At 58.5% G+C, this 17,465-nt stretch carries 16 protein-coding genes; 11 read left to right on the top strand and 5 right to left on the bottom strand.

Translation table 11 applies throughout. The features are described from left to right. Nucleotides 1-11 precede the first annotated feature (11 nt). Both mepM and lpxM read left to right on the top strand, forming a co-directional pair. Nucleotides 12-1,334 carry a murein DD-endopeptidase MepM gene (mepM, locus tag J0F90_RS13945; protein WP_028127477.1) on the top strand — a complete coding sequence of 441 codons (1,323 nt, stop codon included), beginning with the start codon at nt 12-14 and terminating at the stop codon, nt 1,332-1,334. Between the two features lie 150 nt (nt 1,335-1,484). Beyond that, on the top strand, nt 1,485-2,453 hold the full coding sequence (gene lpxM / locus J0F90_RS13940; protein WP_016927441.1) for a lauroyl-Kdo(2)-lipid IV(A) myristoyltransferase: 969 nt from the start codon (nt 1,485-1,487) through the stop codon (nt 2,451-2,453). A gap of 49 nt (nt 2,454-2,502) precedes the next feature. Here the strand turns inward: lpxM and J0F90_RS13935 are convergent, their stop codons facing one another. The 3 genes from J0F90_RS13935 to J0F90_RS13925 form a co-directional block, all read right to left on the bottom strand. Beyond that, nucleotides 2,503-3,384, bottom strand: coding sequence for a leucine-rich repeat domain-containing protein (locus J0F90_RS13935; RefSeq protein ID WP_016927442.1), 882 nt, complete (start codon nt 3,382-3,384; stop codon nt 2,503-2,505). Between the two features lie 85 nt (nt 3,385-3,469). Further along, nucleotides 3,470-4,912, bottom strand: coding sequence for a pyruvate kinase (gene pyk / locus J0F90_RS13930; protein ID WP_004932339.1), 1,443 nt, complete (start codon nt 4,910-4,912; stop codon nt 3,470-3,472). A 189-nt stretch (nt 4,913-5,101) separates the two neighbouring features. Further along, nucleotides 5,102-5,974 carry a MurR/RpiR family transcriptional regulator gene (locus J0F90_RS13925; RefSeq protein ID WP_016927443.1) on the bottom strand — a complete coding sequence of 291 codons (873 nt, stop codon included), beginning with the start codon at nt 5,972-5,974 and terminating at the stop codon, nt 5,102-5,104. A gap of 447 nt (nt 5,975-6,421) precedes the next feature. Between J0F90_RS13925 and zwf the strand changes: the two genes are divergently transcribed. The 4 genes from zwf to mdtI all read left to right on the top strand — a co-directional run bounded on the left by zwf (nt 6,422) and on the right by mdtI (nt 9,926). Beyond that, nucleotides 6,422-7,897 carry a glucose-6-phosphate dehydrogenase gene (gene zwf, locus J0F90_RS13920; protein ID WP_028127476.1) on the top strand — a complete coding sequence of 492 codons (1,476 nt, stop codon included), beginning with the start codon at nt 6,422-6,424 and terminating at the stop codon, nt 7,895-7,897. A 150-nt stretch (nt 7,898-8,047) separates the two neighbouring features. Then, nucleotides 8,048-8,689: a bifunctional 4-hydroxy-2-oxoglutarate aldolase/2-dehydro-3-deoxy-phosphogluconate aldolase gene (locus tag J0F90_RS13915; protein WP_033640104.1), complete on the top strand. Its 642-nt coding sequence runs from the start codon at nt 8,048-8,050 to the stop codon at nt 8,687-8,689. A gap of 552 nt (nt 8,690-9,241) precedes the next feature. Next, entirely contained in the window at nt 9,242-9,610 is a 369-nt protein-coding gene (gene mdtJ, locus J0F90_RS13910) for a multidrug/spermidine efflux SMR transporter subunit MdtJ (protein ID WP_025303118.1), read from the top strand. After that, nucleotides 9,597-9,926 (top strand): multidrug/spermidine efflux SMR transporter subunit MdtI, encoded by a 330-nt coding sequence (gene mdtI, locus J0F90_RS13905; protein WP_016927446.1) that lies wholly within the window; start codon nt 9,597-9,599, stop codon nt 9,924-9,926. Before mdtJ ends, mdtI begins: the two co-directional genes overlap by 14 nt. 62 nt (nt 9,927-9,988) lie before the next feature. Here the strand turns inward: mdtI and J0F90_RS13900 are convergent, their stop codons facing one another. Continuing rightward, nucleotides 9,989-10,333 (bottom strand): RidA family protein, encoded by a 345-nt coding sequence (locus tag J0F90_RS13900; RefSeq protein ID WP_015378124.1) that lies wholly within the window; start codon nt 10,331-10,333, stop codon nt 9,989-9,991. A gap of 133 nt (nt 10,334-10,466) precedes the next feature. Between J0F90_RS13900 and yoaA the strand changes: the two genes are divergently transcribed. From yoaA to rnd, 5 genes are all read left to right on the top strand, one after another. Beyond that, entirely contained in the window at nt 10,467-12,383 is a 1,917-nt protein-coding gene (gene yoaA / locus J0F90_RS13895) for a DNA repair helicase YoaA (RefSeq protein WP_028127475.1), read from the top strand. A 78-nt stretch (nt 12,384-12,461) separates the two neighbouring features. After that, on the top strand, nt 12,462-13,163 hold the full coding sequence (gene tsaB / locus J0F90_RS13890) for a tRNA (adenosine(37)-N6)-threonylcarbamoyltransferase complex dimerization subunit type 1 TsaB (RefSeq protein WP_028127474.1): 702 nt from the start codon (nt 12,462-12,464) through the stop codon (nt 13,161-13,163). Nucleotides 13,164-13,263: 100 nt separating this feature from the next. Beyond that, nucleotides 13,264-13,854: a Slp family lipoprotein gene (locus J0F90_RS13885; RefSeq protein WP_016927449.1), complete on the top strand. Its 591-nt coding sequence runs from the start codon at nt 13,264-13,266 to the stop codon at nt 13,852-13,854. 209 nt (nt 13,855-14,063) lie between these two features. Further along, a complete protein-coding gene (gene fadD, locus J0F90_RS13880) occupies nt 14,064-15,752 on the top strand; it encodes a long-chain-fatty-acid--CoA ligase FadD (RefSeq protein WP_016927450.1) in 1,689 nt (562 codons plus the stop codon). 81 nt (nt 15,753-15,833) lie between these two features. Then, complete coding sequence (gene rnd / locus J0F90_RS13875; protein ID WP_016927451.1) at nt 15,834-16,955, top strand: ribonuclease D; 1,122 nt, start codon at nt 15,834-15,836, stop codon at nt 16,953-16,955. A 237-nt stretch (nt 16,956-17,192) separates the two neighbouring features. Here the strand turns inward: rnd and minE are convergent, their stop codons facing one another. Continuing rightward, complete coding sequence (gene minE / locus J0F90_RS13870) at nt 17,193-17,462, bottom strand: cell division topological specificity factor MinE (RefSeq protein ID WP_004932303.1); 270 nt, start codon at nt 17,460-17,462, stop codon at nt 17,193-17,195. Nucleotides 17,463-17,465 lie beyond the last annotated feature (3 nt).

Raw genomic sequence — 17,465 nt, 5'->3', positions numbered from 1 at the left:
GATAATATCGAGTGCAGCAGATAGTCCGAACTATCGCTCTGGCGTATAACAACCTGCCACGGCCCCACCGCGTCATGCTGGGGTCGCTGACAGTCGTCACATTGGCCGTCGCTGTTTGGCGGCCTTTTGTTTACCACCCAGAACACAATCCCATCGCCAAGAGCGTCGAGTTAGAATCCAGCCAGATGCGGTCATTGCTCCCCGAAGCCAGTGAACCGATAGATGCCGACCAACCCACCCCCGATGACGAAATCCCGCAGGATGAGCTGGATCAGAAAGATGCCGGCGACGACGGCGTGCATGAATATGTGGTTTCCACCGGTGACACCCTTGGCAGCATTCTGACGCAGTACGGCATCGATATGTCGGATGTCACCTTGCTGGCTTCGCAAAACCGCGATCTGCGTAATCTGAAGATCGGCCAACAGCTGTCGTGGACCGTGAACGATGCGGGCGATCTGCAGCAGTTGACCTGGGAAGTATCGCGCCGCGAAACCCGCACCTATGACCGCGTCGGCAATAGCTTCAAAGAGTCTAAAGAGGCGCAGCAGGGCGAATGGCGCAACAACGTGATCAGCGGCCGGGTCAACGGCAGCTTCGTCAGCAGCGCCGGCGACGCCGGGCTGAGCCGCAACGAAATCAATGCGGTGATCAAGGCGTTGCAGTGGCAGCTCGATTTCCGCAAGCTGCGCAAAGGCGACCAGTTCTCCGTGCTGATGTCGCGCGAGCATTTCGACGGTAAGAAATCGCAAAGCCAGCTGTTGGGCGTGCGTCTGCGCACCGGCGGCAAAGATTACTATGCGATCCGCGCCGAAGACGGCAAATTCTACGATCGCCAAGGCTCTGGCCTGGCGCGCGGCTTCATGCGTTTCCCGACCATGAAACAGTTCCGCATCTCCTCCAACTTCAACCCGCGCCGCGTGAACCCGGTGACTGGCCGCGTGGCGCCGCACAAGGGCGTCGATTTCGCCATGCCGGTCGGCACGCCGGTGCTGGCGGTCGGCGACGGTGAGGTGGTGATCGCCAAACGCAGCGGCGCAGCGGGCAACTATGTGGCGATCCGCCACGGCCGCCAGTACACCACGCGTTATATGCACCTGAAAAAACTGCTGGTGAAACCAGGGCAGAAGGTGAAACGCGGCGATCGCATTGCGCTCTCCGGCAACACCGGCCGCTCCACCGGGCCGCACCTGCACTTTGAACTGTGGACCGGCCAACAGGCGGTGAACCCGCTGACGGCCAAACTGCCGCGTTCCGAAGGGCTGGGCGGCAAAGACCGCAGCGATTATCTGGCACAGGTGAAGGAAGTGGTTCCTCAGTTGCAGTTGGATTAACGTCCCCCTTTTTCCGGCGCTCCGGCGCCGTTAATTTCATCGGCCTGATTGCGGGCCGATGCTGTTTTATCTGGGCGGTTCGCGGTTGTTAATTGCAAAATCGGTGCTGGCAATTATGATTAGCCGAATCGCTAAGCGAAGAGCACGTGCATGCAAAACGAGAAGAAATCGAACGTAGAGTTCATCCCGCAGTTTCAAAAAGCCTTTTTATACCCGCGCTACTGGGGCGTGTGGTTGGGAACCGGCCTGATGGCCGGCGTTTCGCTGGTGCCTGCGCGTCTGCGCGATCCGGTGCTGGGGGCGGTCGGCAAACTGGCCGGCAAGCTGGCGAAAGGCGCGCGCCGTCGTGCCCGCATCAACCTGCTGTATTGCTTGCCGGAATTGCCGGAAAGCGACCGTGAGCACATCATCGACCAGATGTTTGCCTGCGCGCCGCAGTCGATGGTGCTGATGGCGGAATTGGCCTGCACCAAGCCCGAGAAAGTGCTCAAGCGCGTGCGTTGGCACGGTGAAGAGGTGTTGGACAAGATCCGGGCGGAAGGGCGCAACGTGATTTTTCTGGTGCCTCATGGCTGGGCGGTAGATGTGCCGGCGATGTTGATGGCCGCGCGCGGCCAACCGATGGCGGCGATGTTCCACAACCAGCGCAATCAGCTGATCGACTACCTGTGGAATGCCGTGCGTCGTAAATTCGGCGGCCGCATGCACGCGCGCAATGACGGCATCAAACCGTTTATCAGTTCAGTTCGCCAGGGGTATTGGGGTTATTATCTGCCCGATCAGGATCACGGCGCTGAGCACAGCGAGTTTGTCGACTTCTTTGCCACCTATAAGGCGACCTTGCCGGCGGTCGGACGGCTGATGAAGGTATGCCGTGCGGCGATCGTGCCGTTGTTCCCGGTGTACGACGGCAAAACCAGCATGCTGGATATCTATATTCGCGAGCCGATGGACGATCTGGCCGACGCTGATGACCCACGGATTGCCCGCCGTATGAATGAAGAAGTGGAAAACCTGGTGGGCCCGAATCCGGAGCAGTACACCTGGATCCTCAAACTGCTGAAGACGCGCAAGGAAGGGGAGATTGAACCCTACTCGCGCGACGATCTGTATCGTTAATCCTTTCTACCGCTAACGCCGGTCGGGCTACACCCCGGCCGGCGTCACTTCAGATGTGCACCATACAGCCGCGAGCCCGCAGGATGTCGACGATTTTAGGCGTGTGGGTGAAATCATTCCAGCGCAGATCCAGCTTGCGCAGCCGGCTCAGTTCGCCGAGGCTTTCCGGCAGGTCGCTCAGGCGGTTGGCGCGCAGATCCAGACTTCTCAGCGCCGTCAGCTCACCGATATTTTTCGGCAGGCGCGTCAGCTGATTGAAACGCAGATTCAGCTCGCTCAACCGCGGCAGCCGGCAGAAGGCTTCCGGCAGTTCGGCGATGGCGTTGTTGGCCGCGTCGAGTATCTCCAGCTCACCGAGCTGCGCCATTTCCGCCGGCAGCGCGGTCAGGGCATTTTTCATGATATGCAGTTCGCGCAGCGCGCGCAGTTGCCCGATTTCGCCGGGCAGATTGCCGATGCGGTTGTTGTATAAACGCAGCTCCTGCAATGCCGCAAGCCTCGGTATCGCCAGAGGCAAAACGGCCAGGCGGTTGTCGGTCGCATTGAGGTAAACCAGCTGCTGTAGCTGCGCCAGCGAGTGTGGCAGATCGCTAAAGCCGTTGTCGCTCAGATAGAGGTATTTCAACCGGTGCAACTGCCCCAGTTCCTCGGGGAGTTCGCTTGCGCGATTGTGGCCAAAGTCGAACATCTCAAGCTGTTGCAACTGGCCAATTTCCGGCGGCAGGCGGTCGAGCTGATTGCAGGAGATGTTCAGCACCTGTAGATTGCGGTGCCGGAAGAGGGGGGCGGGGATGGCCGCCAACTGATTGTCGTACAGGCTTACCTTGCGCAGCGCGTGGCCGGCTAACTGTGACGCGTCGAGCTGCGTCAGGCCGTGGCCATCGAGATCGAGCTCATCACCGCTCGCTGCGGGATTGCGTTGGTGGAGCATGGTGTTCTCCGTCGTTTATGGCGGTACCGGGGCAAAAAAAATGCCGGCCAACGTGAGCCGGCCGGCATGTCGTCTGCGGTGTGGATTACTCGACGCGCAGAATACGGCTGGTATTGGTGGTGCCGACGGTTTCCATCACGTCGCCCTGGGTGACGATCACCAGATCGCCGGAGACCAGGAAGCCTTTGTCGCGCAGGCGATTGACCGCTTCATTGGCGGCGATCACGCCGTCTTTGTGGCTGTCGAAATACACCGGCGTCACGCCGCGATACAGCGCAGTCAGGTTCAGCGTGTGCTCATGGCGCGACATGGCGAAGATCGGCAGGCCGGAGCTGATGCGCGACATCATCAGCGCAGTGCGGCCGGATTCGGTCATGGCGATCAGCGCGGTGACGCCTTTCAGGTGGTTGGCGGCATACATCGAAGACATGGCGATCGCCTCTTCGATGTTGTCGAACTGTACGTCCAGGCGGTGTTTGGAAACGTTGATGCTCGGGATCTTCTCGGCGCCCAGACAAACGCGCGCCATCGCCGCCACGGTTTCCGCCGGGTATTGGCCAGCGGCGGTTTCCGCCGACAGCATGACGGCGTCAGTGCCGTCCAGCACGGCGTTCGCCACGTCCATGACTTCGGCGCGAGTCGGCATCGGGTTGGTGATCATCGACTCCATCATCTGGGTCGCGGTGATCACCGCGCGGTTCAGAGTGCGGGCGCGGCGGATCAGTTTCTTCTGAATGCCGACCAGTTCCGGATCGCCGATTTCGACGCCCAGGTCGCCACGGGCAACCATCACCACGTCGGAGGCCAGAATAATGTCGTCCATCGCTTCGTCGGTGCAAACCGCTTCGGCGCGCTCAACCTTGGACACGATCTTGGCGTTGCAGCCCGCATCGCGCGCCAGACGGCGGGCATAGTTCAGGTCTTCACCGGTACGCGGGAAGGAGACCGCCAGGTAGTCGACGCCAATCTTGGCGGCGGTCACGATGTCCGCCTTGTCTTTTTCGGTCAGGGCTTCGGCCGACAGGCCACCGCCGAGTTTGTTGATGCCCTTGTTGTTGGACAGCGGGCCGCCGACGGTCACTTCGGTAAACACTTTCATGCCCTGAACTTCGAGCACTTTCAGCTGAACGCGGCCGTCATCGAGCAGCAGGACGTCGCCCGGCACCACGTCGGCTGGCAGGCCTTTATAGTCGATACCGACTTTTTCTTTATCGCCTTCGCCTTTTGACAGGTTGGCGTCCAGCAGGAATTTATCGCCCACGTTGAGGAAGATTTTGCCTTCCTTGAAGGTGGAGACGCGAATTTTCGGCCCTTGCAGATCGCCGAGGATAGCGACGTGACGCCCCAGTTTGGCAGCGATTTCGCGCACTTTGTCAGCGCGAGCCTGGTGATCTTCCGGGCTGCCGTGGGAGAAGTTAAGCCGAACTACGTTGGCGCCGGCGGCAATGATCTTTTCCAGATTATTGTCGCGGTCTGTAGCCGGACCCAGGGTGGTAACGATTTTGGTTCTTCTGAGCCGTCTGGACATGTATTACTCCGTTGACTGGTGAAGCAAATATTGGTGTTGCGATAACGTCGGATAACGAAACCAGGCGTGAAATGTAATTTTACAACACTGATATTTCACCCGGGTTACCCGCATGAGCATGTTAACAGGGTACCGCCTCTGATGCCGTCATTCAAATGTCTGTTGAACGGCGATTTTTTCTTCGTCGGGTCACGAATCAAAACTGTTGGGAATGACCACGCCTTTATCAAAGCGCGATTCTTTGAGCGCTTCTTTGACCCGCTTCAAGTTATCTCTGAATTTAGCCCCTCGGCGCAAGGTAAATCCGGTGGCGAGCACGTCAATGAGCGTTAATTGCGCGATCCGCGACACCATCGGCATGTAAACGTCGGTGTCTTCGGGCACGTCGAGCAGCAGGGCCAGGGTCGCCGCCTGGGCGAGCGGGGTGTCGCGCGAGGTGATAGCCAGTACCGTGGCGTCGTTCTCCCGCGCCAGGTGGGCCATCTCCACCAGATTCTTGGTGCGGCCGGTGTGTGAGATCAGCACCACCACGTCGCCTTCGCCGGAGTTCATGCAGCTCATGCGCTGCATGACGATGTCATCGAAGTAGACCACCGGAATGTTGAAGCGGAAAAATTTGTTCATCGCATCGTGCGCCACTGCCGCGGAGGCGCCCAGCCCGAAGAAAGAGATCTTTTTTGCCTGGGTGAGCAGGTCAACCGCACGATTGATTGCGGCAATATCCAAATTTGCCTTTACTGTATCCAGGCTGGCCATTACCGATTCGAAGATCTTGCTGGTATAGGAATCGACGCTGTCATCTTCCTCAACGTTACGGTTTACGTAGGGCGTGCCGTTAGCCAGGCTTTGGGCGAGATGCAGTTTGAAATCGGGAAAGCCTTTGGTATCAAGGCGGCGGCAAAAGCGGTTGACGGTAGGTTCGCTGACGTCGGCCATGCGCGCCAGCGTGGCGATGCTGGAGTGAATGGCGGTCTGCGGGGAGGCCAGGATCACCTCGGCGACTTTCCTTTCAGATTTGCTCAGGCGTTCCAGATGGCTCTGGATTTTGTCCAGCGTATTCATATAACGAGAGTCACTCATGGTTTTATCCCTGTGGCTTTCAAGCAACAGCGTCGAATTTCGCCCGTGTTCGCCGTGCAAGCAGACGCCAAACGAGCGGCTGTAACCTGGAATCGATAGGGTATGTCGATTTCAAACAAAGGAGAAATCAATGCCGGTTTAGTGAAAATATACTACGTGCTGGTAACCGTTGGCAGTCTCGACACGGCGTATGCAGGGTTTTTTCACCAGAATATGACCTGTGTCTAACTTTCATAATGGTAACAGAGCGTCAAAAAAGACGAAAAATTACAGTTTTGCCCGTGGTGAGGGCGTTGGCGTAGATTGGCGCTTTCCACTGGAATCTTGAGGCCTTTTTTTCTGCTTTGCTCCGGGTTTGCTGGCCGTAGTCAAACAGAGTACATTAGTAATGTAAGAAAATTACAAATATCCTGCAACGAGGAGATGAACATGGCGGTAACCTCTACAGCCCAGGCGTGTGACCTGGTTATTTTCGGCGCGAAAGGTGATTTGGCGCGCCGTAAGCTGCTGCCTTCCCTGTACCAGTTAGAGAAAGCCGGACACATCCACCCGGATACGCGGATCATCGGCGTCGGCCGCGCGGAGTGGGATAAACAAGCCTATACCGAAGTGGTCAAGGAAGCGCTTGGCACCTTCATGAAGGAAAAACTGGATGATGAACTCTGGGCCACGCTAAGCGCGCGCCTGGACTTCTGCAACCTGGACGTCAACGACAGCAAGAACTTTACCAAACTGGGTAAAATGCTGGATCAGAAGCACCGCACCACCATCAACTACTTCGCCATGCCGCCAAGCACCTTTGGCGCCATCTGCAAAGGGTTGGGCGAAGCCAAGCTGAACCATGAGCCGGCGCGCGTGGTGATGGAGAAACCTCTGGGCACCGATCTGGCGTCCTCCCGCGTGATCAACGATCAGGTGGCGGAGTTCTTCAATGAGTCCCAGGTCTACCGCATCGACCACTACCTCGGCAAAGAGACGGTGCTGAACCTGTTGGCGCTGCGTTTCGCCAACTCGCTGTTCGCATCCAACTGGGATAACCGCACCATCGATTCGGTGCAGATCACCGTGGCGGAAGAGGTGGGCATTGAAGGGCGCTGGGGCTATTTCGACCAGGCCGGCCAGATGCGCGACATGATCCAGAACCACCTGCTGCAGATCCTGACCATGATCGCCATGTCGCCGCCGGCGGATCTGACGACCGACCGCATCCGCGACGAGAAGGTCAAGGTGCTGCGCTCACTGCGCCGCATCGATCAGACCAATGTCCGGGAAACCACCGTGCGCGGTCAGTACACCGCCGGCTTCGTCCAGGGCAAGAAAGTGCCGGGTTATCTGGAAGAGGAAGGGGCGAACAAGAGCAGCAGCACCGAAACCTTCGTCTCTATCCGCGTGGATATCGACAACTGGCAGTGGGCCGGAGTGCCGTTCTACCTGCGTACCGGTAAACGCCTGCCGACCAAATGTTCGGAAGTGGTGGTGTACTTCAAAAACCCGCCGCTGAACCTGTTCAGCGATTCTTACCAGCAGCTGCCGCAGAACAAGCTGACCATCCGCCTGCAGCCGGACGAAGGCATCGAAATTCAGGTACTGAACAAGGTGCCGGGGCTGGATCACAAGCACCGTCTGCAGACCACCAAGCTGGACCTGAGCTTCTCGGAAACCTTCAACCAGGAGCACGTGGCGGACGCCTACGAGCGCCTGCTGCTGGAGACCATGCGCGGCATTCAGGCGCTGTTTGTGCGCCGCGATGAAGTGGAAGAAGCCTGGAAGTGGGTCGACTCCATCATGGACGCATGGAAAGCCGACAACGAGGCGCCTAAGCCTTACCAGGCGGGCACCTGGGGGCCGGTGGCCTCGGTGGCGATGATCACCCGTGACGGCCGCTCCTGGAACGAGTTCGAATAATGCGTAATGCCGGCGGCCTGTCTGCCGGCTTTTTTTTGCCTGCGATCTGCGCGTGGGCCACATCACTTACGGTACGGCCGGACGTCCGCGCATGCGGAGCCCTGTGGCAGGGGCGTGCCATTGTTAACCGCGAGTAATGGAGAAATAACGATGAAAAACTGGAAAACCAGCGCCGAGCAGATCCTGACGGCGGGGCCGGTGGTGCCTGTTATCGTGATCAACAAGCTGGAGCAGGCGGTGCCGCTGGCGAAAGCGCTGGTTGCCGGCGGCGTGCGGGTATTGGAGGTGACGCTGCGCACCGCCTGCGGGCTGGAGGCTATCCGCGCTATCGCCAAAGAGGTGCCGGAGGCGATCATCGGCGCCGGTACGGTGATCAACCCGCAGCAACTGCGGCAGGTGACCGAAGCGGGGGCGCAGTTCGCCATCAGCCCAGGGCTGACCGAAGCCTTGCTGCAGGCGGCGACGGCGGGAACCATCCCGCTGATCCCGGGCATCAGCACCGTGTCTGAACTGATGCAAGGCATGGATCACGGCCTGCGCGAATTCAAATTCTTCCCGGCGGAAGCCAACGGCGGCGTGAAGGCGCTGCAGGCGATCGGCGGCCCGTTTCCGCAGGTGCGTTTTTGCCCGACCGGCGGCATTACGCCGAACAACTACCGCGATTATCTGGCGCTGAAAAGCGTGCTTTGCATCGGCGGTTCCTGGCTGGTGCCGGCGGACGCGCTCGAAAAAGGCGACTATGCGCGCATCACTGAACTGGCGCGCAGCGCCGTCAGCGGTGCCGCGTTGTAACCCGCACCAGGCCTGGGGTTGGCGCTTATTTGCTCACCCGCGGATCTCGCAAGGCTCAACGCTCCGTTGGGCCTTTTTTAATTTTTATCGCGATTAACTTTCTTATTTTTAACCCGTTTTTTTCTGCTTTTTCATGAAAACGGCGGTTTGCTTTCTTATTTGGGCTGTGGTAAAAATATCTCAGTTGAAAATTTTACTTTTATGAGGATATTGGGCAAATCGCACGGTGTGCGGCTGATAATAGAGAACTATTATGATGACTATTAACGGAACTACCCTCAGAACCTCTACGTGCCAACTCTTCCTGTCTGCAATCCTTGCCAGTGAGCATCACTGGTGCAGCGAACTATAGCGTCTTTCTCCCTTAACCGGTGCTGGTAGCGGGCTTAGGCCTTCGCGTCACCGTTCAGCCGGGCAAACATTCTTTTTGCGTTTGGGTCAATTTATCCCCAGGGATCTCTGCGTCTTGCGCGCCGCATGGCGGCCGTTCGACGAGATAAATCGGGATAAATATGCCTTGGCGCGCATTATTCGCCGTTTGGGAGAAAAATTATGATTTATTGGATCTTTTTAGGTTTGGCCATCATGACCGAAATCATCGGCACCTTGTCGATGAAATACGCCAGCGTCAATGGCGGCATGATCGGGCATATCGTGATGTACGTGATGATCACCGCGTCTTATGTATTGTTGTCGGTAGCGATAAAACGCGTGGCGTTGGGCGTGGCTTATGCGCTGTGGGAAGGTATCGGCATCCTGTTCATCACCCTGTTCAGCGTGCTGTGGTTCGACGAGCCCATTTCGGCGCTGAAAGTACTGGGCCTGGCTACGCTGATCGCCGGCATCATGCTGGTGAAATCCGGCACTCGCAAAGAGCGAAAACAGGTCAGCCCGCGAGGTGACAACCATGCAACAGTTTGAGTTGTACCACATCGGGTTCCTGGGGCTGGCCATCGTGTTGGAAATCATCGCCAACATCTTCCTGAAGATGTCGGACGGCTTCCGTAAAATTTGGCTGGGATTGCTGTCGCTGCTGTCGGTGCTCGGCGCGTTCAGCGCCCTGGCGCAGGCGGTAAAGGGCATCGATCTGTCGATCGCCTATGCGCTGTGGGGCGGTTTCGGAATCGCCGCCACCATCGCCGCAGGCTGGATCATGTTCGGCCAGCGGTTGAACGCCAAAGGCTGGATTGGCTTGGCGCTGCTGTTGACGGGAATGGTGATCCTTAAACTGTCCTGATAGCGGGCAATAAAAAACCGCAGACGGCAACGCCTGCGGTTTTTTTTCGTCTGCGCTCAGGCTTACAGCGCGGCGATGATTTTGATTTCCACCTTGTACTTCGGATTCATCAGCTGCGCCTGCACGGTGCAGCGCACCGGCGCGCTGCCGGCGACGACCCAGGCGTCCCAGGCGGCGTTCATCGCGGCGAAGTCGGCGGTATTGGCCAGGAAAATGGTGGCATCCAGAATACGGCTTTTGTCCGAGCCTACGCGCGCCAGCAGCACGTCGATGGCGGCGAGGGCGTTGGCGGTCTGCGCGGTCGCGTCATCATCCAGGTTCTCCGGCACGCTGGTGTAGTAAACGGTTTCGTTGTGCACTACGGCTTCGGACCAGCGCTGATCGGGATCAATTCTTTCGATATTCATTTGCTTATCTCCATATCATAGTCCCGCTAAGGGTAGCACAGCCGGTGATGAAAAAGCGCGGCGATAAAGTGGGTGGTAGCCGGGCGGCAGGCTTGGCATAATCACCGCTGAATGACACCGGCAGAGAGACAGCGTGACAGACGATTTTGCAACAGACGGCGCATTGGCGCAGGCTATCAAGGGATTCAAACCGCGTGAGCCGCAGCGGCAGATGGCGCAAGCCGTTACCGAGGCGATCAATTTCAAGCAGGAGCTGGTGGTGGAAGCCGGCACCGGCACCGGCAAAACCTTCGCTTATCTGGCGCCGGCGCTGCGCGCCGATCGCAAAGTGATCATCTCCACCGGTTCGAAAGCGTTGCAGGATCAGCTGTATGCGCGCGATCTGCCCACCGTCGCCAAGGCGTTGAAGTACAAAGGCAAGCTGGCGCTGCTGAAGGGGCGCTCCAACTACCTGTGCCTGGAGCGGCTGGAGCAGCAGTCGATGGCCGGCGGCGAACTGGCGGGGCAGACGCTGATCGATTTGGTGCAGTTGCGCAAGTGGTCGTCACAGACCAAAGAAGGCGACATCAGCACCTGCAGCGAAGTGGCGGAAGACAGTTTCGTTTGGCCATTGGTGACCAGCACCAATGACAACTGCCTGGGCAGCGATTGCCCGCTGTATCAGGATTGCTTCGTGGTCAAGGCGCGCCGCCGCGCGATGGATGCGGATGTGGTGGTGGTGAACCATCACCTGTTCCTGGCGGATATGGTGGTGAAAGAGGGCGGTTTCGCCGAGCTGATCCCGGAAGCCGAGGTGATGATTTTCGACGAGGCGCACCAAATCCCCGACATCGCCAGCCAGTATTTCGGCCAGCAGCTCACCAGCCGCCAACTGTTGGATCTGGCGAAGGATATCACCATCGCCTACCGCACCGAGGTGCGCGATGCCGCTCAACTGCAAAAAAGCGCCGACCGTCTCAGCCTGAGCACGCAAGATTTTCGCCTGAATCTGGGAGAGCCGGGATTCCGCGGCAATCTGCGCGACGTGCTCGGCGAACCCAACGTGCAGCGCGCTCTGTTGCTGCTCGATGATGCGCTGGAGCTGTGTTATGACGTGATGAAGCTGTCGCTGGGGCGTTCGGCGCTGTTGGACGCCGCCTTTGAACGCGCCACGCTGTACCGCGCGCGCCTCAAACGCCTCAAGGCGGTAACGGAACCGGGCTACAGCTATTGGTATGAGTGCAATTCGCGCCACTTCGTGCTGGCGCTGACGCCGTTGACGGTGGCCGACCGTTTCCGTGAAATGCTGGACGAGAAGCCGGGCAGCTGGATCTTTACCTCGGCCACGCTGTCGGTCAACGATCAGCTGGGCCACTTCACCGAACGGTTGGGGCTGACCAAGGCCAAAACGTTGCTGCTGCCGAGCCCGTTCGACTATGCCAAACAGGCGTTGCTGTGCGTGCCGCGCTTTTTGCCTTCGCCGAATCAGCCCGGCGGGGCGCGCCAGCTGGCGCGCATGCTGCGGCCATTAATCGAAGCCAACAACGGCCGCTGCTTCTTCTTATGCACCTCGCACCAGATGATGCGCGAGTTGGCGGAAGAGTTCCGCGCCACGATGACGCTGCCGGTGCTGTTGCAAGGGGAAACCAGCAAAGGGCAACTGCTCGCGCAGTTCGTCGCCGCCGGTAACGCGCTGCTGGTCGCGACCAGCAGCTTCTGGGAAGGGGTGGACGTGCGCGGCGATGCGCTGTCCTGCGTCATCATCGATAAGCTGCCGTTCACTTCACCGGACGATCCGTTGCTGAAGGCGCGCATTGAAGATTGCCGCCTGCGCGGCGGCGACCCGTTCAATGACGTGCAGTTGCCGGATGCGGTCATCACCCTGAAACAGGGCGTCGGCCGTTTGATCCGCGACACCGACGATCGCGGCGTGCTGGTGATTTGCGATAACCGTCTGGTGATGCGTCCTTACGGCGAGGTGTTCCTCAATAGCCTGCCGCCCACGCCGCGTACCCGCGATCTGAAGCAGGCCATCGCCTTCCTGCAGGCCGCCGATGCGTCGGCCACGTGAAAGATGAAGGGCTTACGGGGCTGTGCTACAATGCGCGCCCTTATGAAAAACCCAGTTTTATTCCCGCCAGAGGTTGGCATGTCCACGCGAATTTTAGCGATCGATACCGCGACGGAAGCCTGTTCCGTCGCCGTCTGGAATCAAGGCGAAACCCACGCCCTGTTTGAGCTGTGCCCACGTGAGCATACGCAACGAATTTTACCTATGGTGCAGCAGGTGCTGGCGGAATCCGGTCTGGCGCTCAACCAGCTCGATGCGCTGGCCTTCGGTCGCGGCCCCGGCAGCTTTACCGGGGTGCGCATCGGTATCGGCATCGCTCAAGGCCTGGCGCTGGGCGCCGATCTGCCGATGATAGGCGTTTCCACGCTGCAAACCATGGCGCAGGGCGCCTGGCGCGTCAGCGGCGCGGAGCGCGTGCTGGCGGCGATCGATGCGCGCATGGGTGAAGTTTACTGGGGGCAGTTCGAGCGCCAGGCGGACGGCAGCTGGTTGGAAAGCGAAGGCGAGGCCGTGCTGTCGCCCGCGCAGGCGCTGGAGCGTGCGCAGCGCCTGCAGGGCGAATGGGCCCATGTTGGCACCGGGTGGCAAACCTACCCCGACTTGGTCAAGGGTTCCGCGTTGAGCCTACGTGACGGCCAAATGCTGTTGCCGCAGGCGCAAGACATGCTGCCGCTGGCGCTGCAAGCCTGGCAAGAAGGGTTGGCGGTAGCGGTGGAAAACGCCGAGCCGACCTATCTGCGCAATGAAGTCACCTGGAAAAAACTGCCGGGCCGCGACTGATCGCGGCGTATTGTGCTGATGTTGATGCCGGGCGATGAGGGGCTGCAACTTGAACGATGAAACGCGGTCAAAGTTACAGCCATTTCAGGAGATTGCGACCATGTTAATCCGCACTGCAAGTAAAAAGCTGTCGCTGCTGGCCGTCGCCTGCGGCGCGCTGGTTTTATCCGGGTGCGTCACCGTACCGGATGCGATCAAAGGCTCCAGCCCTTCGCCGGTGACTCAGCTTTCCTCGGTACAAAATGCACCCAACCTGTTTACCGGCGCGGAAGCCCGTTTCGGCGGCACTGTGGTAAACGTCGCCAACGAACAAGGGCGCACGGTGCTGGAGATTGCGGCGGTGCCGCTCGACAGCGGTGCGCGGCCGATACTGGGCGAACCGTCGCGCGGCCGCTTGCTGGCCACGGTAAACGGCTTCCTCGAACCGGTCGATTTCAAAGGCCAGCTGGTGACCGTCGTCGGCGCCATTACCGGCCTGAAAGAGGGGCGAATCGGCATGACGCCGTATCGCTTCGTGACGATGAACGTGACCGGTTTCAAACGCTGGCATCTGGTGCAGCAGGTGGTGATGCCGCCTGCGCCAATGGGCCCCTGGGGCTGGCGCGGAGGTCCGTGGGGACCCGGTTGGGGCGCAGGCTATGGCTGGTACAACCCTGGCCCGGCACAGGTGCAAACCATCGTAACCGAGTAGCATACGCTTGATGTGAACACATTTGACAGGGCGGCTCAGGCCGCCCTTTTGTTTTTTGGGATAAGGAATATCCGACAATTAGTGACGTACATCGCAACCTGAATAATGTTTAAAACCCGAACTGGTCTGCTGAGTTAAAATATTGTTATGGTTAGGCTGCGAGTTTGAGGGCTGCGATGATAATTAGTAATGATTTCAGGAGTAATACCTTGGATAAGGTCTGGTTAAAACGGTATCCGGCAGATGTGCCCGCAGAGATTGATGCCGATCGCTATTCGTCGTTGATCGAAATGTTTGAGCATGCCGTGCAGCGCTATGCCGATCAGCCCGCCTTTATCAATATGGGCGAGGTGATGACCTTCCGCAAACTGGAAGAACGCAGCCGGGCTTTCGCGGCTTACCTGCAAAATGAACTGGGCCTGAAGAAGGGCGACCGCGTCGCGCTGATGATGCCTAACCTGTTGCAATACCCCATCGCCCTGTTCGGCATTCTGCGCGCCGGCATGGTGGTGGTCAACGTCAACCCGTTGTATACCCCGCGAGAGCTGGAACACCAGTTGAACGACAGCGGCGCCAGCGCCATCGTCATCGTCTCCAACTTTGCCCATACGCTGGAAAAAGTGGTGTTCAACACTCAGGTCAAGCACGTGATCCTGACGCGCATGGGCGATCAGCTGTCAGCCGCCAAAGGCACGCTGGTCAACTTCGTGGTCAAATACGTCAAGCGCCTGGTGCCCAAATACAACCTGCCGGATGCCATTTCATTCCGCAGCGCGCTGCAGCGCGGCCGCCGTCTGCAATATGTAAAACCGGACATCATTAATGCCGATCTGGCCTTCCTGCAATACACGGGCGGCACCACCGGGGTGGCGAAGGGCGCGATGCTGACGCACCGCAATATGCAGGCCAACCTCGAGCAGGCCAAAGCCGCCTATTCGCCGCTGTTCCGCGAAGGGCAGGAACTGGTGGTGACGGCGTTGCCGCTGTATCACATTTTCGCGCTGACGGTGAACTGCCTGCTGTTTATCGATCTGGGCGGGCGCAATTTGCTGATCACCAACCCGCGCGATATTCCGGGGCTGGTGAAGGAGTTGGGTAAATACCCGTTCACCGCCATGAGCGGGGTGAATACCTTGTTCAATGCGTTGCTGAACAATGAAGAGTTCCACAAGCTCGATTTCTCTACGCTGCGTTTCTCGGTCGGCGGCGGCATGTCGGTGCAAAAAGCGGTGGCCGAGAAGTGGGAAAAAACTACCGGTAAACACCTGCTGGAAGGCTATGGCCTGACGGAGTGCGCGCCGCTGGTGGCCGGTAACCCTTACGATCTGAAACACTACAGCGGCAGCATCGGCCTGCCGGTGCCGTCGACGGACATTCGGTTGGTGGACGACAATGGCCACGATGTGCCGCCGGGCGAACCGGGCGAACTGTGGGTCAAAGGGCCGCAAGTTATGTTAGGCTATTGGCAGCGCCCGGAAGCCACCGACGAAGTGCTGAAAGACGGCTGGTTGGCGACCGGTGATGTGGTGACCGTGGACGAGCAGGGGTTTGTGCGCATCGTCGATCGCAAGAAAGACATGATCCTGGTCTCCGGTTTCAACGTTTACCCGAACGAGATCGAGGATGTGGTCAGCCAGCATCCGAAAGTGCTGGAATGTGCGGCGATCGGCGTGCCCAGCGAGGCCTCTGGCGAAACGGTGAAGATCTGCGTGGTGAAGAAAGACGCCTCGCTGACCAAGGAAGAGCTGTTGACCCATTGCCGTCGGCACCTGACCGGGTATAAAGTGCCTAAAATTGTTGAGTTCCGCGATGAACTGCCGAAGTCTAACGTCGGCAAGATTTTGCGGCGAGAACTGCGCGATGAGCTAAAAACGCCGAAGCCGGCCGATGCCGCCTAGCTTTCGCTCTCGCGCCTGACTATCAACAACGCCGGTGAATGCCGGCGTTGTTGTGTTTGAATCCTACAAGAGAATGATGTTTTGAATTATCAGTTGATCACTACCGATGCCGGATTGCAGCAGGTCTGCGAGCAGGCGAGAAAGCATGCCCAGATTGCGCTGGACACCGAGTTTGTCAGAACGCGCACCTACTATCCGCAGTTGGGCCTGATCCAGCTCTACGACGGTGAACAACTCTCCCTTATCGATCCTCTGCCGATCAAGCAATGGCAGCCGTTTGTCGACCTGCTGGCCGACACCGCCGTGGTGAAGTTCCTGCATGCCGGCAGTGAAGATCTCGAAGTGTTTCTCAACGCCTTTAAAACGCTGCCGACGCCGATGGTCGATACCCAGATCCTGGCGGCGTTCACCGGCCGGCCGCTCTCCTGCGGCTTCGCGACGCTGGTGGCGGAGTACATGAAGGTTGAGCTGGACAAGAGCGAGTCGCGCACCGACTGGCTGGCGCGCCCGCTGACCGAAAGGCAATGCGTGTACGCGGCCGCCGACGTGTTCTATCTGCTGCCGATGGCTAAACAGCTGGTGCAGGAGACCGAAGAGGCCGGTTGGACCGCGGCGGCCAATAACGAGTGCCTGCTGCTGTGTCAACGCCGTAGCGAGGCGCTGGCGCCGGAAGTCGCCTACCGCGAAATCAGCAATGCCTGGCAGCTGCGCCCGCGTCAGCTCGGTTGTTTGCAGAAGTTGGCGGAATGGCGCCTGCGCCAGGCGCGTGAGCGCGATCTGGCGGTGAACTTCGTGGTGCGTGAGGAGAACCTGTGGCAGGTGGCGCGCTATATGCCGTCTTCGCTGGGAGAACTGGATTCTCTGGGGCTGAGCGGGCCGGAGATCCGTTATCACGGCAAAACGCTGCTGGCGCTAGTGGCGGAGGCCGAAGCGCTGGAAGAGTCCGAGTTGCCGGCGCCGTTGGCCAACCTTATCGATCAGCCGGGCTACAAGAAGGTGTTCAAAGACATCAAGGCGGCGATCGCTACCGTCAGCGAGCAAAGCGGGTTGAGCAGCGAGCTGCTGGCATCCCGTCGCCAAATTAACCAATTGCTGAACTGGCATTGGAAACTGAAGGACGGCGAAAGTCGCCCTGAATTAATCAGCGGCTGGCGCGGCGATTTATTAATGGCGCCGTTACAGGACATCCTGAAAGATTATTAATCGCTGATTATCACCTGGGCAGGGTAGGGAAACTCTGCTCGGGTGAATATAGGCAGGAAATAATGCGTTGAAGGTAAATCTGGCCAGAATTTACTTTAAACGAGGCGGCGGCAAAGTTAATTGGGAATAGTCCCAAAGGGAAAAATCGCTTTTTTGCTACCGATAAAGCTTAATAACTGGATGCACATACAGTTACCCCCTGCATAAAATATACAGGGGGTAATTAATGCGTCGCAATCATTTAGCTGCTTCTTCCGATTCCGGCAATGTCACGTTAAGTTCAAGTACCGAAATATCGTCCCCTTTCTGCTCGAACTGCACGTGCAGCATTTCAGGATCGATCTGAATGTATTTGCAAATAACCGCCAGAATATCGCGTTTTAGATCAGGCAGATACGGGGGCTCACTGTCCCCGCGGCGACGCTCTGCGACGATAATCTGCAGCCGTTCCTTGGCTATATTGGCTGTCTGTTTTTTGCGGGACAGAAAGAAGTCTAATAAGGCCATGGT

Source organism: Serratia marcescens subsp. marcescens ATCC 13880 (genome assembly GCF_017299535.1).
In the GTDB taxonomy this organism is placed as follows: domain Bacteria; phylum Pseudomonadota; class Gammaproteobacteria; order Enterobacterales; family Enterobacteriaceae; genus Serratia; species Serratia marcescens.
This window is presented reverse-complemented; position numbering and strand designations above follow the sequence as displayed.

Bases quoted from the DNA above. Each gene is read 5' to 3' on its own strand.
- J0F90_RS13915 (WP_033640104.1), top strand. From the start codon at position 8,048: ATGAAAAACTGGAAAACCAGCGCCGAGCAGATCCTGACGGCGGGGCCG.
- pyk (WP_004932339.1), bottom strand. From the start codon at position 4,912: ATGTCCAGACGGCTCAGAAGAACCAAAATCGTTACCACCCTGGGTCCG.
- J0F90_RS13925 (WP_016927443.1), bottom strand. From the start codon at position 5,974: ATGAATACGCTGGACAAAATCCAGAGCCATCTGGAACGCCTGAGCAAA.
- J0F90_RS13935 (WP_016927442.1), bottom strand. From the start codon at position 3,384: ATGCTCCACCAACGCAATCCCGCAGCGAGCGGTGATGAGCTCGATCTC.
- J0F90_RS13900 (WP_015378124.1), bottom strand. From the start codon at position 10,333: ATGAATATCGAAAGAATTGATCCCGATCAGCGCTGGTCCGAAGCCGTA.
- tsaB (WP_028127474.1), top strand. From the start codon at position 12,462: ATGTCCACGCGAATTTTAGCGATCGATACCGCGACGGAAGCCTGTTCC.
- J0F90_RS13885 (WP_016927449.1), top strand. From the start codon at position 13,264: ATGTTAATCCGCACTGCAAGTAAAAAGCTGTCGCTGCTGGCCGTCGCC.
- mdtJ (WP_025303118.1), top strand. From the start codon at position 9,242: ATGATTTATTGGATCTTTTTAGGTTTGGCCATCATGACCGAAATCATC.
- mdtI (WP_016927446.1), top strand. From the start codon at position 9,597: ATGCAACAGTTTGAGTTGTACCACATCGGGTTCCTGGGGCTGGCCATC.
- lpxM (WP_016927441.1), top strand. From the start codon at position 1,485: ATGCAAAACGAGAAGAAATCGAACGTAGAGTTCATCCCGCAGTTTCAA.
- minE (WP_004932303.1), bottom strand. From the start codon at position 17,462: ATGGCCTTATTAGACTTCTTTCTGTCCCGCAAAAAACAGACAGCCAAT.
- zwf (WP_028127476.1), top strand. From the start codon at position 6,422: ATGGCGGTAACCTCTACAGCCCAGGCGTGTGACCTGGTTATTTTCGGC.